The sequence below is a fragment of the Bacteroides sp. Marseille-P3684 genome, from assembly GCF_900291465.1.
GTDB lineage: Bacteria > Bacteroidota > Bacteroidia > Bacteroidales > Bacteroidaceae > Phocaeicola_A.
In genome coordinates this window covers 451,248-475,234 of sequence record NZ_LT985808.1, presented here as the reverse complement: position 1 = coordinate 475,234, position 23,987 = coordinate 451,248, and the positions used below count along the sequence as shown (strand labels likewise).

Annotated in this window: 19 protein-coding genes; 9 read left to right on the top strand and 10 right to left on the bottom strand. The window is 58.6% G+C overall.

Features of this window, described 5'->3' with window-relative positions:
* The first annotated feature begins 32 nt into the window (after window positions 1-32).
* On the top strand, window positions 33-1,007 hold the full coding sequence (locus C8275_RS01920) for a polyprenyl synthetase family protein (RefSeq protein ID WP_106483866.1): 975 nt from the start codon (window positions 33-35) through the stop codon (window positions 1,005-1,007).
* A 314-nt stretch (window positions 1,008-1,321) separates the two neighbouring features.
* On the opposite strand, the gene C8275_RS14560 is transcribed toward C8275_RS01920, so the two are convergent.
* A complete protein-coding gene (locus C8275_RS14560; RefSeq protein WP_157948128.1) occupies window positions 1,322-1,492 on the bottom strand; it encodes a hypothetical protein in 171 nt (56 codons plus the stop codon).
* Window positions 1,489-3,009 carry an IS1634 family transposase gene (locus C8275_RS01915; RefSeq protein ID WP_106483865.1) on the bottom strand — a complete coding sequence of 507 codons (1,521 nt, stop codon included), beginning with the start codon at window positions 3,007-3,009 and terminating at the stop codon, window positions 1,489-1,491. The genes C8275_RS14560 and C8275_RS01915 overlap by 4 nt, the downstream gene beginning before the upstream one ends.
* Before the next feature lie 559 nt (window positions 3,010-3,568).
* Here C8275_RS01915 and C8275_RS01910 point away from each other — a divergent pair.
* Window positions 3,569-6,532: a glycosyl hydrolase 115 family protein gene (locus C8275_RS01910; RefSeq protein ID WP_106483864.1), complete on the top strand. Its 2,964-nt coding sequence runs from the start codon at window positions 3,569-3,571 to the stop codon at window positions 6,530-6,532.
* 545 nt (window positions 6,533-7,077) lie between these two features.
* Here C8275_RS01910 and deoC read toward each other — a convergent pair.
* The 7 genes from deoC to C8275_RS01875 all read right to left on the bottom strand — a co-directional run bounded on the left by deoC (window position 7,078) and on the right by C8275_RS01875 (window position 14,196).
* Window positions 7,078-8,130, bottom strand: coding sequence for a deoxyribose-phosphate aldolase (deoC, locus tag C8275_RS01905; protein WP_106625693.1), 1,053 nt, complete (start codon window positions 8,128-8,130; stop codon window positions 7,078-7,080).
* 7 nt (window positions 8,131-8,137) lie between these two features.
* Window positions 8,138-8,458, bottom strand: a complete 321-nt coding sequence (locus C8275_RS01900; protein WP_022384924.1) for a nucleotide pyrophosphohydrolase — start codon at window positions 8,456-8,458, stop codon at window positions 8,138-8,140.
* 29 nt (window positions 8,459-8,487) lie between these two features.
* Window positions 8,488-8,940: a D-aminoacyl-tRNA deacylase gene (gene dtd / locus C8275_RS01895; RefSeq protein WP_106483863.1), complete on the bottom strand. Its 453-nt coding sequence runs from the start codon at window positions 8,938-8,940 to the stop codon at window positions 8,488-8,490.
* Window positions 8,941-9,021: 81 nt separating this feature from the next.
* Window positions 9,022-10,869, bottom strand: a complete 1,848-nt coding sequence (uvrC, locus tag C8275_RS01890) for an excinuclease ABC subunit UvrC (protein ID WP_106625692.1) — start codon at window positions 10,867-10,869, stop codon at window positions 9,022-9,024.
* Window positions 10,870-10,990: 121 nt separating this feature from the next.
* On the bottom strand, window positions 10,991-11,515 hold the full coding sequence (locus tag C8275_RS01885; RefSeq protein ID WP_106483862.1) for an adenine phosphoribosyltransferase: 525 nt from the start codon (window positions 11,513-11,515) through the stop codon (window positions 10,991-10,993).
* A gap of 58 nt (window positions 11,516-11,573) precedes the next feature.
* Window positions 11,574-13,445 carry a tRNA uridine-5-carboxymethylaminomethyl(34) synthesis enzyme MnmG gene (gene mnmG, locus C8275_RS01880; RefSeq protein ID WP_106483861.1) on the bottom strand — a complete coding sequence of 624 codons (1,872 nt, stop codon included), beginning with the start codon at window positions 13,443-13,445 and terminating at the stop codon, window positions 11,574-11,576.
* 286 nt (window positions 13,446-13,731) lie between these two features.
* Window positions 13,732-14,196, bottom strand: coding sequence for a hypothetical protein (locus C8275_RS01875; protein WP_106483860.1), 465 nt, complete (start codon window positions 14,194-14,196; stop codon window positions 13,732-13,734).
* 634 nt (window positions 14,197-14,830) lie between these two features.
* Between C8275_RS01875 and C8275_RS01870 the strand changes: the two genes are divergently transcribed.
* Complete coding sequence (locus C8275_RS01870; protein ID WP_157948127.1) at window positions 14,831-15,358, top strand: outer membrane beta-barrel protein; 528 nt, start codon at window positions 14,831-14,833, stop codon at window positions 15,356-15,358.
* A 162-nt stretch (window positions 15,359-15,520) separates the two neighbouring features.
* On the opposite strand, the gene C8275_RS01865 is transcribed toward C8275_RS01870, so the two are convergent.
* Complete coding sequence (locus C8275_RS01865; protein ID WP_106483858.1) at window positions 15,521-16,453, bottom strand: carbohydrate kinase; 933 nt, start codon at window positions 16,451-16,453, stop codon at window positions 15,521-15,523.
* A 575-nt stretch (window positions 16,454-17,028) separates the two neighbouring features.
* Here C8275_RS01865 and C8275_RS01855 point away from each other — a divergent pair.
* The 6 genes from C8275_RS01855 (at window position 17,029) to cysN (ending at window position 23,964) form a co-directional block, all read left to right on the top strand.
* Window positions 17,029-18,243, top strand: coding sequence for a BamA/TamA family outer membrane protein (locus C8275_RS01855; RefSeq protein ID WP_106483856.1), 1,215 nt, complete (start codon window positions 17,029-17,031; stop codon window positions 18,241-18,243).
* Window positions 18,244-18,294: 51 nt separating this feature from the next.
* Window positions 18,295-19,122, top strand: a complete 828-nt coding sequence (cysQ, locus tag C8275_RS01850) for a 3'(2'),5'-bisphosphate nucleotidase CysQ (protein ID WP_106483855.1) — start codon at window positions 18,295-18,297, stop codon at window positions 19,120-19,122.
* 34 nt (window positions 19,123-19,156) lie between these two features.
* Window positions 19,157-20,716, top strand: coding sequence for an SLC13 family permease (locus C8275_RS01845; RefSeq protein ID WP_106483854.1), 1,560 nt, complete (start codon window positions 19,157-19,159; stop codon window positions 20,714-20,716).
* A 60-nt stretch (window positions 20,717-20,776) separates the two neighbouring features.
* Window positions 20,777-21,355 carry an adenylyl-sulfate kinase gene (gene cysC / locus C8275_RS01840; RefSeq protein ID WP_022383361.1) on the top strand — a complete coding sequence of 193 codons (579 nt, stop codon included), beginning with the start codon at window positions 20,777-20,779 and terminating at the stop codon, window positions 21,353-21,355.
* A gap of 150 nt (window positions 21,356-21,505) precedes the next feature.
* Window positions 21,506-22,420, top strand: a complete 915-nt coding sequence (cysD, locus tag C8275_RS01835; RefSeq protein ID WP_022383360.1) for a sulfate adenylyltransferase subunit CysD — start codon at window positions 21,506-21,508, stop codon at window positions 22,418-22,420.
* Between the two features lie 68 nt (window positions 22,421-22,488).
* Window positions 22,489-23,964 (top strand): sulfate adenylyltransferase subunit CysN, encoded by a 1,476-nt coding sequence (gene cysN, locus C8275_RS01830; RefSeq protein WP_106483853.1) that lies wholly within the window; start codon window positions 22,489-22,491, stop codon window positions 23,962-23,964.
* Window positions 23,965-23,987: the final 23 nt, after the last annotated feature.

Here is a 23,987-nt window from a genome sequence, read left to right as displayed (position 1 = left end):
TTATTACTTTTGCGGCTATAATCACGCTTTTTATGGAGAAGACCGAACTGATCAAACGCCCGATAGCACAAGAAATGCTGACATTCCGCGAGGTGTTCGATGCATCACTGAACACGTCGAACCCGTTGCTGAGTGAAATCCTGGGCTACATACGACGCCGTAGTGGCAAGATGATGCGCCCTATGCTTACCTTGCTGGTAGCGAAGTCGTTCGGTCCGCTGTCTCCTGCCGCCTATCATGCGGCAGCCACGTTGGAGATGCTCCACACGGCAAGTCTCGTCCACGACGATGTGGTCGATGAGAGCGACGAACGCCGCGGTCAGCCCTCGGTCAATTCCGCTTACGACAACAAGGTCTCGGTCCTCGTGGGCGACTACCTGCTCTCCACCTCCCTCCACCATGCTGCCCTGACGGGTGACGCCGAAATCGTCCGCGTCGTGGCACGCCTGGGTCAGGACCTCTCGGAAGGTGAAATCCTCCAGCTCTCCAATATCAGCAGCTCCTCCCTCTCCGAAGACACTTATTACGAAATCATCCGCAAGAAGACTGCCGTCCTCTTTGCCACCTGTGCCCAGCTGGGTGCCATGGCATCGGGAGCGTCGGCGGCCGACACCGAGCGTTTCCGCCTGTTCGGCGAGAAGGTCGGCATCTGCTTCCAAATCAAGGACGACATCTTCGACTATTACGAAAGCCCCGAACTGGGCAAGCCCACCGGCAACGACATGCTCGAAGGGAAGCTCACCCTCCCTGCCATCTACGCCGTGAACACGTCGGCAGACGACCACATCCGTGACCTCGTGAAGCGGGTCAAGAGCGGTCATGTGACGCACGACGAGATTGTGGAGCTCATCCGCTTTACCAAGGCGCACGGCGGCATCGAGTACGCCATGCAGGCGATGGAGAAGCTCCGTCGCGAGGCACTCGACCTCATTCTCCCCGTGCAGGATGACGACATCCGCACCGCCCTCGAAGCCTTCCTCTCCTACGTGGTGGAACGTACGAAGTAAGCCGTATCCGGCGAATATTCTTCTTTTGTTTATTTGTTTTTTGTCGGGTAGGAGCATCGTGCTTCTCTCCAGCGTCGTCGCTGCAAGTTTTCCTCTTGGACAAATACAACCGGGTGGTTATGGTTGGTGGCTTACGAATAAAGGCATCCGCCAATTGCTTCGAAAGAAAATCCAAAGTAAAAGTATAGGGATAACTTGTTCTAATCAAATTGCTAACAATTAAATTTAATTCTATGAGAAAGGAGGAACAATTATGAGAAAGTATGATTCTATTTCAAGCCGGACTTGGCTTTATACCTGACTTTGACAATGCGTCACCCTGCTTTATTTTTGTCTTGATCTAATGCCTCCAACAATGGTTTGATGGTCTCCTGCTGTGGTGTTGTGAATAGAGTCTCAGTATATACCGAGCCGTTGGGCAGCCTTATTCTGAGCGTCGTTATTGTCTTGGCGATTTCAAGAACCTTGTCAACGCTCATCTTCATGCCGACTTCTCTGATGACCCGTTCAAGTTCCTTATACACCNTAGAGTCTCAGTATATACCGAGCCGTTGGGCAGCCTTATTCTGAGCGTCGTTATTGTCTTGGCGATTTCAAGAACCTTGTCAACGCTCATCTTCATGCCGACTTCTCTGATGACCCGTTCAAGTTCCTTATACACCTTGTAGGCTACAAAGCAGATGCAAATATGGGCCTCGATACGTTTCTCCGTAAAATGGAACATTGGACGCATCTCGAGCGTCCCTTTGCCAATACGGAAAGCCCTCTCAACCATCCAAAGGCCATGGTATTGTGATATGACCTCTTTCCCGGACAGGGTCGTATTCGTTATATACCCCTTCAGTCCATCCCAAAGACTGTCTTCTGCTATCTTTTCCTCATTGATACTTACGGTTATGTCCTTGCTGATATCGAGAAATTTGTTGTAGCCTCGCTTATTGACGTTGTCCTTGGTCAGAGTACCTTTCGCATAGGCCTTGCGGAGTCTATCGACGCCTTTGTTGCGGTTCCATGCGTTTTTCTTTGCCCGTGCATCTGAATAGCTCACAACCAGCCTCTGGCAATCATTCTTGCAACATTCAATAATGTTCCCGTCCGTCCTGTCAATTGCAAGAATCCAGTCTTTAATCTTTGGAGACTCGTTTCGGATTCTCGCCCCGATAATATACCGGTAGCCGGCGGATTCCAGCAGCTCCACATTCTTTGTGTTCATAAGGCCCGAGTCGGCCACAACGATGAAGTCTGTCAGCTTGAAGCGCTGGACAAAGTCATCGATTACGGGAATCATTGTGCGCCCCTCGTACTGGCTGCCGTTGAAGATAGAGTAGGACATCGGGTAGCCGTCCTCGCTCACCAGCAGTCCGAGGACTATCTGCGATTCTGCCATCTTGCCGTCCTTTGAGAAGCCTGCCTGACGAAAGACATCGTCCGGCTGTGGTGCGGACTCGAAGTAAAGTGTGGTCACATCGTAGAAAACGACCCCAATCCGTCCGCCGAGAATCCTCATCGTGTGCTCTACGCTTATCCGCTGGACCTTCTCGCGCTGCGTATTATACAGCTTGTCCATATAGCGGTAGATGTTATGTAACCGAACGTCTTCGTCGAAGTAGGACTTCAGATACGACGCTGTGGCAACCTTGCTCTGCGGATGACAGACCCTTGCGATGACGAGATGACGCAAAATGCTGTCCCCGATTACTCCAAAGCCAATTCTGTCGTATATGTGGCCGAGGATAACTTGTGGCGTGTTCTGGAGCGTCCTCTCGATGCGCGCAATGGTATTTCTCGCTTCTTGGAGCGCCTGAGCACTCTCGTCAAAGTCAAGTGTCATCTGACCGGAATATTCGTCTATCCATTGACGCGCTTTGACCTCAAGGCGAACAATCTCGTCGGGGGCAGACGATACTCCAATTGTCTTAAGCTCCTTGAACTTGCCACTGCTCTTGTCTGCGATAACCACGCTCACAGTGCCGCTACGGTTCTTTTTCTTGCGTACAAACATGCCATAAAGGTACTCATTTTAGGTTTGCGTCACCCGCGTCACCATGAAGATTTTCTGGAACGGCTGATTTTAAAAATGTTACAATTGTTGAAATATCAAGCTGTCAAAGTCAGGAAATAAGGTAGGCTCTGTCCTCCTTATCGTGGTCTTTGCCTGCTACATCGCAGCTTATGTCTTTGTCGGCATCAATGACCTGATGAAGGTGGTGTAGGCCGGAGCTTACGGGTTATTACATTTTTACTTTGAACGGTTGGGAGGCTGTGCGGAGAGTTTACTTCGCGCAGCCTTCCTTTTCTACGGATGCATGCTTCCACCGGTAAGCACGCCCTCCCTTTGCTTTCTGCTCACCGGTCGTCCCTCCGTTCACCACCTGACGGAATGGGCTGCTCGCGCTGCAGGGCAATAGTCAACAGTCCGCCCCCGGTTTTCCGCCGCTGTGTAACCAAATCAATGAAGAATGAAATAACCGGATTTGCCGATGCGCTGCCGCGTACGCTAACTTTGCAGGAAGACGGCAGATGCCGTCCGTCCGTAGAAACAACCCTAAAAGCTATCACCCATGAAACAATCCATTCTGCCCCTCCTGCTGCTTCTTGCAACACTTACCCTGCATGCGGCCGGTCCGGTGAAAACCGACTGTCTCAGTACCCTTCCGCAATACGTCCGCTACACATCCGCCCCGGGAGCCTTCTGCCTGGCAGCTGACGGCCGGGCAGCCTCCGTCCTCGTCTCTTCCGCTGACTGGGAAGGCGTCGTCCGCGCTGCCGGTGACCTGACGCAAGACGTGCAACGCGTGACCGGCATCCTGCCACGGCTTGTACAGACTGACGAGCCCGCCCCCGCATCCGTCCTCGTGGGGACACTGGGCAAGAGCCCCCTCATCGACCAGCTGGTGAAGGCAGGCAAGCTTGACGCCTCGTCCGTCAGCGGACAGTGGGAGTCCTACCTCATCGCAACCGTGGACGGCTGTCTCGTGATTGCCGGCAGCGATAAGCGCGGTACCATCTACGGCATCTACGACCTCTCGGAGAAGATAGGCGTCTCGCCCTGGTACTGGTGGGCGGATGTCCCCGCACGCCGCAGCACGTCGCTCTATGTCGAGGGCGGACGCTACGTGCAGCCGTCGCCCAAGGTGAAGTACCGCGGCATCTTCATCAACGACGAGTGGCCCTCGTTCGGCGGATGGGCGTCGGCAAAGTTCGGCGGACTCAACTCCAAGATGTACGCCCACCTCTTCGAACTCCTCCTGCGCCTGCGTGCCAACTATTTCTGGCCTGCCATGTGGGCGACCGCCTTCAATGAGGACGACCCGGAAAATCCCGCCCTTGCCGACCGCTACGGCATCATCATGGGCACGTCGCACCACGAGCCGATGATGCGCGCCCACAAGGAGTATACCCGTCGGCGTGACAAAGTGGGGGAGTGGAACTATGCCACGAACAAGACGCGCCTGGACCGCTTCTTCCGCGACGGGCTGGAGCGCAACCGGACGTATGACAACCTCATCACCATCGGCATGCGCGGCGACGGTGACGTAGCGATGGGCAAAGGCGACGACGAGGAGAACATGCAGACGCTCGCCAAGGTCGTCGAGGGACAGCGTGCCATCATCAGTGAGGTCTACGGACGTCCCGCCTCCGAGGTGCCCCAGCTCTGGGCCATCTTCACCGAGGTGCAGCGCTACTATGACAAGGGCTTCACCGTGCCCGACGACGTGCTTCTGCTCTTCTGCGACAACAACTGGGGTTACATCCGGCGCACGGGACCGCTGAAGGAACGTGACCGCTGCGGCGGCATGGGGCTCTACTACCACATCGACATGAACGGAGGCCCGTGGAACGACCGTTGGGTGAACACCTCGCCCATCCCGAAGCTCCGCGAACAGTTCCACCTTGCCTACGAGACGGGCATCGACGACCTGTGGATTGTCAACGTGGGCGACCTCAAGCCGAAGGAACTGCCCATCGACTTCATCCTGCGCTATGCGTGGGACCCTGACGCCATCCCTGCCGACCGTACGGACGATTACCTCCGTGCGTGGGCGGGTGAGAACTTCGGCGAAGCGCACGCCGACGCCGTCGCTGCCCTCGTGTCGGCCTATCCCAAGTACAACCTCTGGCGCAAGGCGGAAGTCCAGGTGCCCGGTATCTTCAGCGTGGTGAACTACCACGAGAGCGACCGCACCGAGCAGCTGTGGCAGTACGTTGTCCACCGTGCCGACTCCCTGAGCCGCCTGCTCCCTGCCGCGATGCAGGACGCCTACTTCCTGCTCGTCTACTATCCCGCCGTGGCATCTGCCGGCATTGCCAACCTCTATACAGCCGTGACGCGCAACCGGCTCTATGCCTCCCAGGGACGTCCGCTCGCCAACCGCTATGCCGACCTGGCGGAAGCCCTCTTCCGGAAAGAAGGTGAGCTGACGCGCTACTACAACGATACCCTCGCCGGCGGCAAGTGGAAGAACATGATGCAGGACATCCACATCGGGTACACACAGTGGTCGATGCCCGAGAAGGCGGTGCTGCCCGAGCTCGTCCGTGTCACTCCGACCGAATCCCCGGCGCTGGGCGTCAGCGTGGAAGGCAGCGAAGCCACGGAGCAGGACGGCAACCTGGCACTCCCTGTATTTGACTCCCTGCTGGCATCGGAGTACCATGTCGACCTGTTCAACCGTGGGACGGGAAGCCTCGACTATGCCGTCACCCCTTCTGCTCCGTGGCTCCGTGTCAGCCGTTCAGCCGGCACGCTGACGGACGAAGCCCGTCTGCAGGTCAGCATCGACTGGGGTGCCCTCGAAGCCGGTATCCACGAAGGGCAGGTGACCATTGTCAGCGGTGACACGCGCGTCCCCGTCGCCGTACGTGCCGTCAAGGGCGAGGCGCCCCGTACCGACGAACCCTACTTCGGTAACGTCAGCGGCAGCGAGTTCTCCATCCCTGCCATTGCCTTCAACCGGAACGTTCCCGGGAAGGCAGCCGCCTGGACCTTGCTCCCCGACCTGGGACGCGACGAAGGCTGCATGGGCATCCAGCCCGTTACAGCCCTGAGTGCGCAGCCATCCGAGGCTCCCCGTCTCGAATACCGGGTGCTGCTGACTGACGCCGACAGCGTATCGCTCTGCATCGGTATCCTCCCCACGCAGGATGTCAACCCTGAGCGCGGCCTGCGCCTTGCCATCTCCCTCGACGACGAGGCTCCGCTGACGCTTGATGCCCGTCAGGGCTTCAAGGACGAATTTGCCGAATACACGCCTGCCAACTTGGCGAAGTCGCCGAACCTGAAGCCGCTCCCCCGTCAGGATACGAGCATCCGACTGACCGGCGCCGGACAACTCCGCCGCAACGAAGTGTTCGACAACCTGCGCTGGCTCACCGTGAAGTTGCCCGTCCGCTCTGCCGGACTTCATATGCTCAAGGTCTTCATGACCGACCCGGAGGTGGTGCTCGAGCGCATCGTGGTCAATCCCGACAACCGTCACCCGAGTTACTTCGGTGCGCCTTCCGTCCGTCACAATGTCCGCTAGGCTTCCGGAACTTCCGGTCCGTCGTTCGGACGGGCGGATGCACAAACCATCCCCGAAGTGTGCATCTTTTCTCTAGTTTGTGCGGATACGTGCTCAATTCCGAAGTGTTATATTGCTAACAAAATACGCCTGTGCCCTTACGAATGGATGGAGTACAGGCGTATTCTGTTTCTCTAAGGTAAGAGAAAGTCTGTGTATGTGTTAATATGTATTTTATGAATGCGCTGAAAATGCCGTTCTTTCCCATCGCCTGTATCCTCGGTCAGTATTTTTGCCTTTTTGGCGCCTTTAGCTTCTGAAATTTCGGAAGTGTTAAAATGGTTTTTGCAATAGGAGGAAACGTTCTTTAAGGATTGTTGCGAATTTATAGCGGATGTGGCGGAAGGCATTCGTCCCAGTGTCCGTCTCCCGTTGTGAGGGAGGAGAGCGTCTTGCACGGTCCCGTGACTGTCGGGGTATAAACAGAGCGGCGCGGAAGCATGCTCCGGACAACCCTCTGTTGCCCCAGGCATCCTCCCGCGCCGTTGATGCAGGAAGCCGTCGCCTCAGAACGCCTTGGTCTCTTCGCCCAACAGGTCGGAGAGGAGTGCGTTGGCAAGGGAGCTCGCCCCGATGCGGAAGTAGCGCGGCGTGAGCCATTCCTTGCCCAGCAGTTCGCGTACGATGGAGTAGTAGACCAGGGCGTCGTGTACCGAGCGTATGCCTCCGGCAGCCTTGAAGCCCACCATCCTTCCTGTCTGCGTGTGGTACTCCCGGATAGCCTGGCACATCACGTAGGCAGCCTCGGGAGTCGCTACCGAGCAGTCCTTGCCCGTGGAGGTCTTGATGAAGTCCGCCCCGCAATACATTGCCAGGATAGACGCCCGCTTGATGTTCGAGGCAGAGCGGAGCAACGAAGTCTCCAGGATGACCTTGAGCGGCTTGTCCCCGCAGATGTCCTTCAGCTCCTCGATTTCGTCGCAGAGGTCTTCGTAGTTACCGTCGAGGAACTTCCCCACCGGCATCACGATGTCAATCTCGGTCGCCCCTTCGTGCAGTGCCATGGCTGTCTCTGCCACTTTCACCTCGGTGAAGGTCTGGGCTGACGGGAATCCGCCCGACACGGCAGCCACTTCGACCCCTTCCGCTTCGAGCGACTGGCTGACGAGGTGACTGAAGTTGGGGTAGGTGCAGATGGCGGCGACGTGAGGCAGGTCCGGATGCGCGTCGTCGAACGCATTGACCCGTTCCACCAGGCGGAGGATGCTCTCGTCGTTGTCCGCCGTACGCAGCGAGGTGAGGTCGAGGCACGAGAAGAGCAGTTTCTTCACTTCCTCGTTGTCGTTGTCCGCCACCTTGCTCTCGATGATGGCGTCAACGGCCTGCGTTACGGCATCATCGTCGAGATGCGTCTCATACTTCGCCAGGGCAGCGTCGTACTTGCTGGGCTGATGGAGGTGTTCGCGGTCTTCGTCGTCTGCCGGCGTGTCCTCGCAAGCCTCGCAGTCACATTCGTCATCGTGGCAGCAGTCGTGCCCGTACTCTTGTTCGCAGTGGCAGCCCTCATCGTCGTGATGGTGGTGCCCGCAGTGACATTCATGTTCGTGGTTCTCTTTCATCATGCTCTTATAGTTTAGGATTATTCTTGTGTCGTTCCTTGTCCCGTGCCGTCTTCTTCTCCAGGTTGCGGCGGAAAGCTTCGGTGAGGTCTGTGCCCGTCTGGTTGGCGAGGCAGAGCAGTACCCACAGCACGTCCGCCATCTCGTCGGCAAGGTTGTCTTTCTCGCCCGGCTTGAACGACTGGTCGCCGTAGCGGCGTGCCATGACCCGGGCAAGTTCGCCCACTTCCTCGGTGAGCACTGCCATGTTGGTAAGCTCGCTGAAGTAACGCACCCCGTAGGTGTGTATCCAGCGGTCTACTGTCTGTTGAGCTTCTTCGATTGTCATAGTCTGTATGGATTGGGTGGGAGTTCCGTTCACTCCTTGTTCTTTGAGTCGATGAGTATGGTCACGGGGCCGTCGTTGAGCAGTTCCACCTTCATGTCCGCACCGAAAGTCCCCGTCTGCACCGCCTTGCCCAGGTCAGCAGAGAGCGTCCGGCAGAAAGCTTCATAGAGCGGGATGGACACTTCCGGTCTGGCAGCACGGATGTAGGAGGGGCGGTTGCCCTTCCGGGTCGATGCGTGGAGGGTGAACTGGCTTACCACGAGGATATCCCCTCCGGCATCCAGGATGCTGCGGTTCATCACGCCGTCAGCATCGTCGAAGATGCGCAGGTTGACCGTCTTCTTGCAGAGCCAGTCGATGTCCTCCTGTGTGTCGGCTTCCTCGATGCCCACGAGGACGAGCATGCCGCCCCCGATGGATGATTTCAGTACGCCGTCAATGGTGACCGAGGCATGGCGTACGCGTTGTATAACGATTCGCATAAGTCTGTTTTTTGTCACAAAGATACGGATAGTTTGTCATACGGCGTATCAAATGGCGGCGGAATGATGCGTCGGCTGTGGTCAATCGGTTGCTTCGGACTGTCCCGTCGCGTCCTCCGTCAGGGCTTGTTTCAGGCTCTGTGCGGCCTTTTCGCCGACGACGGCTGCCAGTTCCTCCACCGACGCCTTCCGGATGCGTGCGACGCTCTTGAAGGCTTTCAGCAGGGCTGTCTTCCGCTTTTCCCCGATGCCCTTGACCGTGTCGAGGGCGGATGCCACCTGACGCTTGCTGCGCTTGTCGCGGTGGAAGGTGATGGCGAAGCGGTGCACCTCGTCCTGGATGCGTTCGAGCAGATGGAAGAGGGGAGTGCCTTGCTTCACGCCGATGGTGACGGGTGGGAAGCCGTAGAGCAGTTCCGACGTGCGGTGACGGTTGTCCTTGGCGAGTCCGGCGATGGGGATGGAGAGGTGCAACTCATCCTCGATGACCTGGCGGACGACCTCCATCTGTCCCTTTCCGCCATCGGTGATGATGAGGTCGGGCAGGGGCGTTCCTTCCTCCACGGCGCGGCTGTAGCGTCGGCGGACCACTTCCTGCATCGACGCATAGTCGTCCGGTCCGACGACGGTTTTGATGTTGTACTTGCGGTAGTCCGCTTTCGACGGCTTGGCTTTCCTGAACACCACGCAGGCAGCCACGGCGTCGGTTCCGCTAATGTTCGAGTTGTCGAAACTCTCGATTAGCATCGGCAGCTTCGGCAGGTGCAGCTGTTCCTGGATTTCGCGCATGAGGCGGACGCTCTTCTGCTCCGGGTTCAGCTTCTCCGCCTGCTTGAGACGGTCGACCTTGTACTGTTTCACATTGAGCAGCGAGAGGTCCAGCAGTGTCTTCTTGTCGCCCCGTTGCGGGATGGTGAACGTGACCCCGGCGAGCTCCAGGTCCAGCTCAAACGGCACGATGATTTCGCGCGAACGGCTCTTGTAACGCTCGCGCATCTCGACGATGCCCATGGCGAGCAGGTCTTCCTTCGTTTCGTCCATGCGCCGTTTGTACTCGAAGGTGAACGCCTGGTTGACGCAGCCGTTCGTGATGTGCAGGTAGTTGATGTAGGCGGAGTCCCCGTCTTCGGCGATGGAGAAGACGTCGATGTTGTGCAGCACCGCGCTCACCACCTCGCTGCGGGAGCGGTACGCCTCGATAAGCTCGTACTTCTCCTTCACCCGTTGCGCGTCCTCAAAACGCAATTCGGCGGCGAGCGCCTGCATCTCGTCCATGAGCGCAGCGGCTATCTCCCGGGTGTTTCCCTTGAGAATCTCCTTCACCTGCGCGATGTTCGCCATGTATTCCTCGTGTGACTGCAGGCCGATGCACGGTGCCTTGCAGTTCTTGATGTGGTATTCGAGGCACACCTGGAACTTTCCCGCTGCGACATTCTCGGGGGTCAGTGCGAGATGGCACGTGCGTAGCGGATAGAGCCGCTTGATGAGATCCAGCAGCGCGTTCATGGTGGGGATGTGGCTGTAGGGACCGAAGTACGTGGAGCCGTTGCGCACGATCTTCCGTGTTCGGATGACGCGGGGGAAGTATTCGTTCGTGACGCAAATGGACGGATAGGTCTTGTCGTCCTTGAGCAGGACGTTGTAGCGGGGCTTGTACTTCTTGATAAGGTTGTTCTCGAGCAGGAGCGCATCTTCCTCTGTCTTGACGACGATGTAGCGGATGTCGGCAATCTTGCTGACGAGTACGCGCGTCTTGCCCGGTTCGTGCTCCTTGCTGAAGTAGGAGTAGACCCGTCGCTTGAGGTTCTTCGCCTTTCCTACGTAGATGATGACTCCCTCTTTGTTCAGATACTGGTAGATGCCCGGACTGTCGGGCAGGTTCTGTACGATGCCCCTCAGGTAGTCGTTGAAGTTGCTGTGTTCAGCCATGAATGCGTGCTTGTCTGGTTCGTTGTGAATGGATGTGGAGGAGGGATGCTTTCCCGTCCGGAGACAGGGCAGGCGGTGTGCCGGGACCGGATGGACGTCCGGCACCTGCCGTCCCCTGTCCTTACACTTGCAGGACGGTTTCGAGGTTGACGCCTTCGGGGAAGTTGTCGCGTCCGTGGAGGGACGTCAGCTCGATGACGAAGTTGACGTAAATCTGCTTCGGGTGGAAGCGTTTCACGAGGCGGTGCGTGGCGCACATGGTTCCTCCCGTGGCGAGCAGGTCGTCGTGGAGGAGGACCACGTCATCCTCGGTGATGGCGTCCTTATGGATTTGGATGGTGTCCTTGCCGTACTCCTTGTCGTAGTGTTCCTCGAGAACTTCGGCAGGCAGTTTGCCCGGCTTGCGTGCCATGACGAATCCGGCTCCCAGCCGGACGGCGAGGGCGGCTCCCATGATGAATCCGCGCGACTCGATACCCACAATCTTGGTAATGCCCTTGTCCTTGTACATTTCGTAGAGCACGTCCTCCAGCTCACGCAGGCAAGCGGCGTCCTTGAAGAGGGTGGTCACGTCCCAGAACAGGATGCCGGGTATGGGAAAGTCTCTTACAGTTCTTAAACTGTTCTTTAGTGTTTCTTTGCTCATAATAAGCTTATTGTTGAATTTAGTTATACTGATTGTTTCACGTGGAACGCGGCGACTCTCACCGTCCCATCAGGACGAGCAGGACGTTGATGTCGCTGGGTGAGATGCCGGGGATACGTCCTGCCTGGGCAAGGGTCTCGGGGTCGATGCGCTGGAGCTTCTGACGTGCCTCCGTGGAGAGGGACTGGAGCGAGGCGTAGTCGAACTTGCCGCGGATTTTGATGCTCTCCAGTCGCTGCATCTTCTCGGCAATCATCCGCTCCCTGTCGATGTAGCCCTGGTACTTGATGCGCACCTCTGCGGCTTCGATGGTCTCGTCGCGCCGCTCTGTCACACTGTCGAGGCAACGCTTGAAGGCAGGGATGTGGGCGGAGATGTTCTCCAGCGTAATCTGGGGTCGGTTGATGAGGTCGACCAGCTTGCAACCGTGGCGCAGGGGCGTCGTTCCCAAGCTCTCCAAGGCGGGGTTGATGAGGTCCGCCTTGATGGAGTAGGTCTCGGTGAACTTCAGGATGCGCCCGATGTCTTCACGCTTCCGGCAGAGGCGGTCGTAGCGTTCGCGGGTGGCGAGCCCCAGCTGGTAGGCACGCTCCGTGAGACGCATGTCGGCGTCGTCCTGACGGAGCAGGATGCGGTACTCTGCACGCGAAGTAAACATCCGGTAGGGTTCGTCGACTCCCTTCGTCACCAGGTCGTCGATGAGCACGCCGATGTATGCCTCGTCACGGTGGAGCACGAACGGTTCGCCTCCGCCGCAGTTGATGGCGGCGTTGATGCCGGCGACGAGTCCTTGACCGGCGGCTTCCTCATAGCCCGTGGTGCCGTTCACTTGTCCGGCGAAGAAGAGGTTCTTCACCACCTTCGACTCCAGCGTATGCTTGAGTTGGGTCGGGTCGAAGAAGTCGTACTCGATGGCGTAGCCGGGGCGGTAGATGACCAGGTTGCGGAAGGCGGGGATGTGTTTGAGCGCTTCCACCTGGATGTCGATGGGGAGGGACGAGGAGAAGCCGTTGAGGTAAAGCTCCTCGGTGTTCTCGCCCTCGGGCTCGAGGAAGAGCTGGTGCTGCTCCTTGTCGGGGAAGGTCACAATCTTTGTCTCAATGCTCGGACAGTAGCGCGGGCCGATGCTCTGGATTTGTCCGTTGTAGAGCGGGGAGTCGGGGAGTCCGTTGCGCAGCACGTCGTGCACCGCGGGATTGGTGTAGCACGTCCAGCACTGCAGTTGTCTGAGTTTGCGCGGTTCGCTGATGAAGGAGAAGCTGTGGAAGTCGTTCTCGCCGTCCTGCGTATCCATGAGACTGAAGTCCACGCTGCGTCCGTCGATGCGCACCGGCGTACCGGTCTTCATGCGGGCGTAGCGGATGCCGTGCCGGGCGATGGACTCGGTGAGCAGGAGCGAGGCGGGTTCCGAGACACGTCCGCCGGGCAGCTTCACCCGTCCGAAGTGCATCAGCCCGTTGAGGAACGTGCCTGCCGTGAGCACGACAGCCTTGGCACGGATGGTCACGTCGAGCTGGGTGCGCACGCCGGTCACTTCGCCGTTGTCCACCAGCAGCTCGGTGACGGTGTCCTGCCAGATGTGCACGTTGTCCACACGGTCGAGCACCTCGCGCCATGCCCAGATGTATTTTCCCCGGTCGCACTGTGCGCGGGGACTCCACATGGCGGGGCCTTTCGACCGGTTCAACATGCGGAACTGGATGGCGGTGCGGTCGGTCACCAGTCCCATGTATCCGCCTAGGGCGTCGACTTCGCGGACGATTTGTCCTTTGGCGATGCCACCCACGGCGGGGTTGCAACTCATCTGGGCTACCTTGTTCATGTCCATCGTCACCATGCAGACACGCGCACCGAGGTTGGCAGCAGCGGCTGCCGCCTCACATCCGGCGTGTCCTGCGCCGATGACGACCACGTCGTAGTTTAATTCCATACTGTTCAAAAATGGTTAGGGAAGGGGTGTGCCGTCGGGTCTGCGGGTCAGTGCCGTCGGCAGTATGCGGTCACGCCCCTCGTGGGTTTGTTTCGTTTGGTTGCTGTTGGAGTATCAAGAGACTTTCTTCATCCACAGCCTGCAAAGTTAGGGAAATTTTCCTTTTTCCGTTTTGTTGCTCCCGCGGTTTTATAGATAAATAAGGAGGCGCCCCTCCGGAAACAGACACGGTCTGCATGCCCCGTCGGCATACAGACCGTGTTCAGTTCTTTCTCTCCCGCAACGTTCAGTTCATCTCCTCGACCTGCCACTTCCGATGGTAGTGATAGCAGACGAGGGACACCAGCATGAAGCAGGTGATGTAGACCCCGGTGCGTGTCGTGAAGTGCTCCCAGTAGGCGGCGCCGTAGAAGAAAATCATCACGGCGAGTACGCGGTAGATGTACTTGAAGTACCGGGCGAAGTACGCCTTCCGGAAGGCGAGCGTCAGCAGGTGCTCATCCACGTCGGGGTATTGTGCGGCAAAGACGGCTTTCTGCGCCGTGTACTCCCTGCTGCCGTGGTGCCCGACGAAGAACCATACGAGCGACCAGAGGGCGAGGAAGAAATACGCGGTGTTTCCGATTTCGTCGCCAAACAGGTGGAAGCTGAGTCCTTTGCCGGTGCAGAGACTGTTGATGCCGACAAGGAGCAGGAGAAACAGGTTCCATAGCAACATGGCTACGAACCCACGCTTGAAGTGTACGTTCATGAGTGGTGGTGTTTAGTGGTTAAAGAAGCAGTCTGCCACAAAGATAACTTTTTAAGTTTTAGGACCGTCGGTCCCATGGAGATAAATGTGGGGGCAGGCAGGCGGTTTTGCATGGGTTAACATTTGACGGATGCTCCGGCTTCCGGTTGTCACGTGGGGATGGCAGGGACTTTCCGTCCGTCAGCCGCCCCGTTTCGCTGGAACCGTGCCGGAGGCGCCCGACTGACAACTATTAAAATGTAAACCGATTCAGCCATTGTACGGTCCGATTGTGACAAGATGAAACCGTATAGGGATTACATATGTGCTATGGATGCGCCTGTATGCTGACAAAGTGTATTTCGCGAATCGCCTGAGAATGCGTTTTTTCCCGACCATCCGTCCATCGGGACGCGATTTTTGAATTCTCAGCGCCTTTAGCTTCTAAAAAATCGACGAGGTTTGTTAAGGGGGCGGACGGGTTTGCTAATCTTTCCTAACGATTGGACCGGTGGATGGGATTCCTTGGACGGATGTGTATCTTTGTCTGCGTGTGAATGACTGACTTCGACCCGGAGCACAGGCCCTCGAAGCGAAAGAGGGTTCGGGACGTCCGACGGACCGCTTCGGGTTTAACCTATCAATCTATAATCGTATGAAGAAATCTTTGTTTATCGTCATCGCCCTGCTGGGACTGATGACTGAGGCTTGGGGACAAAAAGTCAAGCCTTTTGAGGTGGAACTCTCTGTGGGTACCACCTACGGACTGGAGAGTTACGCCGGACACCGGCGTCTGGGTCCTGCCTTCGCCCTCGAAGGACGTTACAACGTGAGCTTCCTCCCCATCGACTTCGGTGCTGAGTTCTATATGGGCAGCACCGTGCGCCATCCGGCTGAGGGCGACCTCGCCTGCCGGATAACCTCGTTCTCGCTCTTGGGCGACTACAACTTCATGCGCGGCAAGTCTGTCTCTCCCTTTGTGGGGATGGGTCTCGGCGTAGCCGGCTGCAAGGAGATGCAGGGGTCCTACGGCGACGAGGGTACACGCTTCCTCTTCACGGCGCGGGCAGGCGTCGAGCTGATCCGCCACTGGCGGGTGACGGCGTACTCGCGTGCCTGCATGGAGGGGTACAACAACTTCGGCCTGTCCGTAGGCTATGTCTTCGGAGGGGGCAGGAAGTAAATTGACAATCGTTTTAATTGACAATTGACAATGGACAATTGACAATTAATAGTTACCGCCTTGTTGGGCATGAGTCCCACAAGGCGGTAATTTTTAGAGGGACTTAAGCTACAGCTGAGTCGGTCTCCTCTTCGTCCAACGCCGGACGGTAATTGTCAATTGTCACTTGTCAATTGTCAATTGTTTTGCAAAATCCAGGGAGACGGAGTTGCCCAGGTTGCGGCACGCCTCGGCAGAGAAGTCCATGCCGCTGCGGATGACGGCATCCCAGTCTGACTCGGTCAGGCGGGGCAGATCATCGCGCCGGATGCCCTCGCTCAGCAGGCCGTAGACGATGCCGGCATTGAAGTTGTCGCCTGCGCCCACGGTGCTCACCGTCTCGACGGGAGGCACGGGGTAGGTCTTGTTGACCTGCTCGCTGTGCAGTGTCACGGCTTCCGGACCGGAGGTGCAGATGAGCCGCGGGCAGTAGAACTTCACCTTGTCCGTGTAGATGCGGTCCGCGTCCGTGATGCCGAACATGTGGCGGAAGTCGTCTGTCGACCCACGGACGATGTCTGCCAGCTCGAAGTTCTCCAGGATGGTCGACGTCAGCTTGATGGCGTCGGAGGCGTGGGTCGAGCGGAAGTTGACGTCGTAGTAGAGCAGTGCGCCGTGCTCCCGGGCGTACGTCAGGAACTCCAGCACCTTCGGACGCAGCACGGGGTTGAGCGCGAAGTAGGAGCCGAACATCACGATGTCGTCCGGGGCTATCTCCGGGAAGACGACGTCGAGCCGCTGTGACGGATAGTCCTTGTAGAAGAGGTAGTCCGCGTCGTTGTGCTCGTCGAGGAAGGCGAGCGACAGGGGCGACTTGCCCTCGGGGAACACGTTGACGTGCGACGTCTCCACGCCGTTGGCACGCATGAAGTCGAGAATCGTGCGCCCCACACGGTCGTTGCCCGTCTCACTGATGAAGTCCACGGGGACCCCCATGCGCCCCAGCGAGATGATGCCGTTGAACACCGAGCCGCCCGGCACCGCCGCCGTGGGCTGTCCGTCGCGGAACAATATGTCGAGAATCGTTTCTCCGATTCCAATCACTTTTCGTTTCATAGTCCTGATATGTCTTGATGATGAATTCTCACCTTATTATATAGTGCACGCTGCGCGTCCGGCTTTCCGTCGTCCGCATCCTGCCGTTGTGCAGACGGTGTCTCGGTTGTTCAGCCGAAGAGGCGTTGTGTCTGCTTCAGCCGGCGGGAGGAGCGGGGGTGGCGTCCGACTTCCGTTTGAGAAAAAACACTACAAACTTTGTCCTTTTCCGCGTCCCGGCACGTCCGTTTTTCTCCTTCCGCAGGTGGGAAGCTTCGTACGGACGCGTCCGTACGCTCGTGGCGACGCGTCCGTACGAACGTACCGACAGGTGCTTACGGAAGCCTTGATACACAGATGGTTACAAAGGCGCCTTTTGAGCCCCTTCCGGCGGGGTATACGGACGGTTCCGTCCGTTCGCAAAAATACACATAAAAGCGGATTGGCGTACACTCGCGGATGCGGAAATTGGGTGCTGAAAACTCAATCGCAGCTTTCAGTTTTGATATTTTAAAGCTATATAACCATTCGTTATTAGTTTCTTTAACAGAAAGCAACTACTTTTGCCCCTCAAACACACACACAATGACGAGTTTATGAACAAGCGACTGCTGAGTATCTGTTTCTGCCTGGGCTGCCTGTTGCCGACGTTTGCACAGACGGACGCCCCCCTGCCTGCCGACAGCGCCGGTGAGGGACTTTCGCGCAAGGAGGCACGCGCCCTGAGGCGTCAGCGTGTGGCAAAGCGCAACCTGCACTACAACATCATGGGCGGTCCCGGCTACACGCCGGACTTCGGGGTGGTGCTTGGCGCCACGGCACTGATGACCTTCCGCACGGACCCTGCCGACACGCTCCTGCAACGGTCGGTCGTCCCCCTGACGATGGCATACATGTTCAAGGGGAGCGGAGTGAACCTCATGGTCCGTCCGCAGCTCTTCTTCCGCGGAGACCGCTTCCGCATCTTCGGCACCTTCAGCTGGAAGAACACGGTGGAGAACTACTACGGCGTGGGATACGTGACGAACAAGCGTACGGAGCGCGGTGAAGCTACCACCGAATACTCCTACAGCGGCTTCCAGCTCAACCCGCAGTTCCTCTTCCGGGTGGGAGAGAGCGACTTCTTCGTCGGTCCGCAGTTCGATGTCAACTACGACGACATCAGCAGTGCAGCCGCCGGGATGGTCGCCGACGCCTCCTACGTGGCGGACGGGGGCAAGCCGGGCAGCTACCACAAGCTCAGCTCCGGTCTGGGCTTCGTGGTGTCCTATGACACGCGGGACGTGCCCTCGAATGCCTATAGGGGGCTGTACCTCGACGTGCGCGGCATGGCGTACACACGCGCCTTCGGAAGCGACAACAACTTCTATCAGCTGAAGCTCGACTACCGGCAGTACCGCCCGATGGGCGAGCGCCGGGTGCTGACGTGGACCGTGCAGTCAAACAATGTCTTCGGCACCGTCCCGCTGCTGAAGTACGCCCTCACGGGCACTCCCTTCGACCTGCGAGGATACTACATGGGGCAGTTTCGCGACAAGAGCGCCCATCTGGCACTTGCCGAATGGCGTCAGATGATTAACACCGACCGGACGACCTGGGTGAAACGCATGCTCCACCACGTGGGCTACGCCGTGTGGGGTGGGGCAGGCTTCATGGGCCCGCGCCCGACGAGGGTCGAAGGCGTGTTGCCCAACCTCGGTGTGGGTCTGCGCATCGAGATTCAGCCGCGCATGAACCTGCGCCTGGACTTCGGGCGCGACATGGTCAACCGCCAGAACCTGTTTTACCTGAACATGACCGAGGCGTTCTGAGCCTGCCGACACCGGCGGACGGACGCCCGACAACGATACAACGAAAGACAACTGAGTATGGAACTACTTTATACAGCCATTGAGGCAGCCTTGAAGGCGGGAAGGGAGATTCTCGCCATCTACGAAGACCCGAACGCCGATTTCCACGTGGAACGTAAGGCGGACAATTCCCCGTTGACCATCGCCGACCGACGCTCGCACGACGTCATCGCGGCGGCACTGGCATCCACCCCTTATCCCGTCCTGAGTGAAGAGGGGCGCGACATCCCCTACAGCGAGCGGAGCGCCTGGCACACCTTGTGGATCGTGGACCCGCTGGACGGCACGAAGGAGTTCATCAAGCGTAACGGCGAGTTCACCGTGAACATTGCGCTGGTGACCGACGGGGTGCCTGTCGCGGGAGTCATCTACGTCCCTACGCGCCGTGAACTCTACTTTGCCGACCAGGCGAACGGAGCGTACAAGATGCCCGACATCGCCTCGCTCGAAGGCATCCGCGACCTCGACACCCTGCGCGGGCGTTCGCTGCGGCTGCCCTATTCGGAGTTGCACCCGCGCTACGTCGTGGTGGCATCGTCGTCGCACGCGAATGCCGAGACGACCGCCTACATCGACTCCTTGCGCAGCACCCGTCCCGACCTGGAACTGGTCAGCATCGGCAGCTCGCTCAAGCTCTGCCTGGTCGCCGAGGGCAAGGCGGACGTCTATCCGCGCTTCGCACCCACCATGGAGTGGGACACGGCGGCGGGGCATGCCATCGTCCGTGCCGCCGGAGGAGAGGTCTGGCAGTGGGAGACGAAGGAGCCCGTGCGCTATAACAAGGAGGACCTGCTCAACCCCTGGTTCATCGTTTCCCGGAACGGCCGGACGACACGTTGACCGGGGAGTTCGGATTATTCAGACAAGATAAGCTATGAATTTCGAGATTCTATTCGTATTGCTGGGGCTGGTCTGCATGCTCGTGGCACTGATACTGGACAAGATGCGTCCCGGAATCGTGCTGCTGAGCGTCGTCGTGGTATTCATGGCGGCAGGCATCATCTCGCCCAGCCAGATGGTGGCAGGATTCAGCAACCGCGGCATGATTACCGTGGCGCTGCTCTTCCTCGTGAGCGAAGGCATCCGACAGAGCGGTGCACTGAGCGCGGTGGTGAAGAAGCTGCTCCCCTCCCGGGGGACGTCGGTCGCCCGGGCACAGCTGCGCATCCTGCCCGTGGTGAGCGCCTTTTCGGCGTTCCTGAACAACACCCCCGTGGTGGTCATCTTCGCGCCCATCCTGAAGCATTGGGCGAAGCGTGTGGGACTGTCGTGCACGAAGTTCCTCATCCCGCTGTCGTACGCCACCATCCTGGGTGGTCTCTGCACCCTCATCGGGACATCGACCAACCTGGTCGTGCACGGCATGATGCTCGACCGCGGCTTCGAGGGGCTGAAGATGTTCGACCTTGCCTACATCGGCATCCCCATTACGGTGGTGGGGCTGCTCTACATTCTGTTCGTGTCGAAACGGCTGTTGCCCGCCGACCGTCCCGACAACTTCGAGGACGAGGAGGCTGAGGTCGCCGAGGACAACGGGCAGCACGTGGTCGAGGTCGTGCTGGCGTCGCGCTTTCCGGGGCTGAAGCGGAAGCTGAAGAACTTCGACTTCAAGCGCCGCTACGGTGCCGAGGTGAAGGAGATCCGGCAGAACGGTCAGGTGCTCACCGAGAACCTGGGAGAGGTCCGTCTCCAGGAGGGCGATACGCTGGTCCTGCTGGCGGACAGTGCCTTCACACGGACGTGGGGCGACTCGTCGGTCTTCCTGATGATGACCAACGGACAGGAAATCCCCTCCACACCGGTCCCGGCATGGAAGAAGTGGACCGCCTTCACGCTGCTCATCCTCATGATTGTGGGGGCGACCGTGGGCGAGCTGCCCTACATGCAGGAACACTTCCCGGGTGTGAAGATGGACATGTTCTTTTTCGCCTCCGTCACGGCTGTGGCGATGGCGTGGCTGAAGATATTCCCGCCGAAGAAGTATACCAAGTACATCAGCTGGGACATCCTCATCACCATCGCCTGCGCCTTTGCCATCAGCTCGGCGATGGAAGAATCGGGACTGGCGGCACTCATCGCCACCTTCATCCAGGACGTAGCCGGGTCGCTGGGCGCCTGGGGTGCGCTGGCGTTGCTCTACCTGGTGACGCTGCTCATCACCGAGCTGGTGACCAACAATGCCGCTGCCGCGCTGGCGTTCCCGCTGGCACTGGAGACCGCGACGAAGTTCGGGGCGGACCCGATGCCGTTCTTCATTGCCATCTGCATTGCCGCCTCGGCAGGATTCGCCACCCCCATCGGCTATCAGACGAACCTCATCGTGCAGGGCGCCGGTAACTACAAGTTCACCGACTTCGTGAAGATAGGTCTGCCGCTGGACTTCATCGTGATGGTCGTCTCCGTGGGGCTCATCCCGCTGATATGGCCCTTCTGAGCCTCCGTCCGCCGGGACATGGACTGAACAGACTAGAAACTCAAAAACAGATAAACCGACATGAACATTTACCCCATATTCGACCGTATGCTCACCCGCGCCGACAAGGAACAGCTGCTCGGGCAGCGGGGCATGATGATCTGGTTCACCGGACTGAGCGGTTCGGGCAAGAGCACCATCGCCATCGCCCTGGAACGTGAGCTGCAGCGCCGCCGCCTGCTCTGCCGCATCCTCGACGGCGACAACATCCGCTCGGGCATCAACAGCAACCTCGGCTTCTCGCCTGAAGACCGGGTCGAGAACATCCGCCGCATCGCCGAGGTCGGCAAGCTCTTTGTTGACACCGGCATCATCACCCTGGCAGCCTTCATCAGCCCGACGAACGAGCTGCGCCGCATGGCAGCACGCATCATCGGCGAGCAGGACTTCTATGAGGTCTACGTCAGCACCCCGCTGGAGGAGTGCGAACGGCGCGACGTGAAGGGACTCTATGCCAAGGCACGCCGCGGCGAAATCCGCGACTTCACGGGCATCTCCGCCCCCTTCGAGGTCCCCGAGCATCCGGCGCTGAGCCTCGACACCTCGCAGCTCACCGTCGAAGAGTCGGTGGACCGCATCCTGAAACTGATCAATGTCTGATGACGGGGGCTTCCGCCTGTCCTCCCCACGCCGCTGCCGGCACCGTGCCCTGTGCATCCGGACGGCGGAAGAAGGCGTGCAGGAAGCATCCGTCCGCTAAAAATATCAATTGCCGACGACTGCCGGTCCGAGGCAAAGAAGTTTGATTCTATGGAAAAAGAGACCTACAAACTCAGTCACCTGAAGGAACTCGAAGCCGAGTCCATCCACATCATCCGTGAGGTGGCGGCAGAGTTCGAGAATCCCGTGATGCTCTACAGCATTGGCAAGGATTCGTCTGTCATGGTGCGCCTGGCGGAGAAAGCCTTTGCGCCGGGCAAAGTCCCCTTCCCGTTGATGCACATCGACTCGAAGTGGAAGTTCAAGGAGATGATACAGTTCCGCGATGAGTACGCGCGGAAGTATGGCTGGAACCTCATCGTGGAGAGCAACATGGAAGCCTTCCGCGCCGGGGTGGGCCCGTTCACCCACGGCAGCAAGGTACATACCGACCTGATGAAGACCCAGGCGCTGCTCCATGCCCTCGATAAGTACAAGTTCGACGCCGCTTTCGGCGGTGCACGCCGCGACGAGGAGAAGTCGCGTGCCAAGGAGCGCATCTTCTCCTTCCGCAACCAGTTCCACCAGTGGGACCCGAAGAACCAGCGTCCCGAGTTGTGGGACATCTACAACGCCCGCATCCGCAAGGGAGAGAGCATCCGTGTGTTCCCCCTGAGCAACTGGACCGAGCTGGACATCTGGCAGTACATCCGCCTGGAGCAGATTCCCATTGTGCCCCTCTACTTCGCCAAGGTGCGTCCGGTGGTGAACATCGACGGGCAGCTCATCATGCCCGATGACGACCGGCTGCCGGAGAAGTACCGCGACAAGATCGAGTACAAGAAGATACGTTTCCGCACCCTCGGTTGCTGGCCGCTCACCGGCGCCATCGAGAGCGAGGCGGACACCATCGAGAAAATCGTGGAGGAGATGATGACCACCACCAAGAGCGAACGCACCACCCGTGTCATCGACTTCGACCAGGAGGCGAGCATGGAGGAAAAGAAACGCGAGGGATACTTCTGACAGCGGGGTGCCCGGGCATCCGCCTGCGTGGCTTTCCACGGGCATCCGTCTAAAACAACATCAAAGCTATGGATACAGAACAGAACAACAATAAATTGTCAATTGAAGAGTTCTTGCGGCGGGACGAGGAGAAGGACCTTCTCCGTTTTCTCACCGCAGGCTCGGTCGATGACGGCAAGTCGACCCTGATAGGCCGGCTGCTGTTTGACAGCAAGAAAATCTACGAAGACCAGCTCGACGCGCTGGAGCGGGACAGCAAGCGCATGGGCAATGCCGGCGACCACATAGACTACGCCCTGCTGCTCGACGGACTGAAGGCAGAGCGCGAGCAGGGCATCACCATCGACGTGGCATACCGCTACTTCTCGACCAACAAGCGGAAATTCATCATTGCCGACACGCCGGGGCATGAACAGTACACGCGCAACATGATTACCGGCGGCTCGACGGCCAACCTTGCCGTCATCCTTGTCGACGCACGCACGGGAGTCATCACGCAGACACGTCGCCACTCCTACCTGGTCTCACTGCTCGGCATCAAGCATGTCGTACTGGCGGTGAACAAGATGGACCTGGTCGGCTTCTCAAAGGAGGTGTTCGACCGCATCGTGGCGGACTATCATGACTTCATCGACCCGCTGGGCATTCCCGACGTGCAGTGCATCCCCCTCTCGGCACTCGACGGCGACAACGTCGTGGAGCACTCCGACCGTACGCCCTGGTACGAAGGACCGTCGCTGCTGGAGTTCCTCGAAACGGTGCACATTGCCAACGACCATAACCTGACGGACTTCCGTTACCCCGTGCAGTACGTGCTCCGTCCGAACCTCGACTTCCGCGGCTTCTGTGCCAAGGTGGCATCGGGCGTGGTGCGCAAGGGCGACCCCGTGGTGGCATTGCCTTCAGGCAAGACGTCGCGCGTGAAGAGCATCGTGACCTATGACGGCGAGCTGGATTACGCCTTCCCGCCACAGTGTGTCACGCTGACGCTCGAAGACGAAATCGACGTGTCGCGCGGCGAGATGCTTGTTCACCCCGACAACCTCCCCCTCGTGGGACGCAACTTCGAGGCGATGCTCGTCTGGATGGATGAGGAACGCATGGACACCGACAAGTCGTTCTTCCTCAAGCAGACGACGAACACCAGCCGCTGCCGCGTTGACAGCATCAAGTACAAGGTCGACGTGAACACGATGGAGCAGCTCTCACTGGAAAACGGACGGCTGACCGCCGACACGCTGCCGATGGAGCTGAACCAGATTGCCCGCGTCGTGCTCACCACGTCGAAGGAGCTGTTCTTCGACCCTTACGTGAAGAACAAGGCGACCGGTTCGTTCATCCTCATCGACCCCATCACGAACAACACCAGTGCCGTGGGCATGATTATCGACCGCGTCGAGGACAAGGACATGCACACCACCGAGGAGCTGCCTGTGCTCGACCTGACCCGTCTCGGCATCGGTCCCGAACATGACGAAGCCATCGCCCGCGCTGTCAAGGAGCTGGAGCGACAGGGCATCGGCATCAAGGTTGTGCGGAGCTAGCCTTCATGTTTCACCTTTCATCG

Excerpts from the sequence above, each read along its gene's own strand:
- C8275_RS01920 (WP_106483866.1), top strand. The coding sequence starts at position 33 with ATGGAGAAGACCGAACTGATCAAACGCCCGATAGCACAAGAAATGCTG.
- C8275_RS14560 (WP_157948128.1), bottom strand. The coding sequence starts at position 1,492 with ATGAAGATGAGCGTTGACAAGGTTCTTGAAATCGCCAAGACAATAACG.
- C8275_RS01910 (WP_106483864.1), top strand. The coding sequence starts at position 3,569 with ATGAAACAATCCATTCTGCCCCTCCTGCTGCTTCTTGCAACACTTACC.
- deoC (WP_106625693.1), bottom strand. The coding sequence starts at position 8,130 with ATGAAAGAGAACCACGAACATGAATGTCACTGCGGGCACCACCATCAC.
- C8275_RS01900 (WP_022384924.1), bottom strand. The coding sequence starts at position 8,458 with ATGACAATCGAAGAAGCTCAACAGACAGTAGACCGCTGGATACACACC.
- dtd (WP_106483863.1), bottom strand. The coding sequence starts at position 8,940 with ATGCGAATCGTTATACAACGCGTACGCCATGCCTCGGTCACCATTGAC.
- uvrC (WP_106625692.1), bottom strand. The coding sequence starts at position 10,869 with ATGGCTGAACACAGCAACTTCAACGACTACCTGAGGGGCATCGTACAG.
- C8275_RS01885 (WP_106483862.1), bottom strand. The coding sequence starts at position 11,515 with ATGAGCAAAGAAACACTAAAGAACAGTTTAAGAACTGTAAGAGACTTT.
- mnmG (WP_106483861.1), bottom strand. The coding sequence starts at position 13,445 with ATGGAATTAAACTACGACGTGGTCGTCATCGGCGCAGGACACGCCGGA.
- C8275_RS01875 (WP_106483860.1), bottom strand. The coding sequence starts at position 14,196 with ATGAACGTACACTTCAAGCGTGGGTTCGTAGCCATGTTGCTATGGAAC.
- C8275_RS01870 (WP_157948127.1), top strand. The coding sequence starts at position 14,831 with ATGAAGAAATCTTTGTTTATCGTCATCGCCCTGCTGGGACTGATGACT.
- C8275_RS01865 (WP_106483858.1), bottom strand. The coding sequence starts at position 16,453 with ATGAAACGAAAAGTGATTGGAATCGGAGAAACGATTCTCGACATATTG.
- C8275_RS01855 (WP_106483856.1), top strand. The coding sequence starts at position 17,029 with ATGAACAAGCGACTGCTGAGTATCTGTTTCTGCCTGGGCTGCCTGTTG.
- C8275_RS01845 (WP_106483854.1), top strand. The coding sequence starts at position 19,157 with ATGAATTTCGAGATTCTATTCGTATTGCTGGGGCTGGTCTGCATGCTC.
- cysC (WP_022383361.1), top strand. The coding sequence starts at position 20,777 with ATGAACATTTACCCCATATTCGACCGTATGCTCACCCGCGCCGACAAG.
- cysD (WP_022383360.1), top strand. The coding sequence starts at position 21,506 with ATGGAAAAAGAGACCTACAAACTCAGTCACCTGAAGGAACTCGAAGCC.
- cysN (WP_106483853.1), top strand. The coding sequence starts at position 22,489 with ATGGATACAGAACAGAACAACAATAAATTGTCAATTGAAGAGTTCTTG.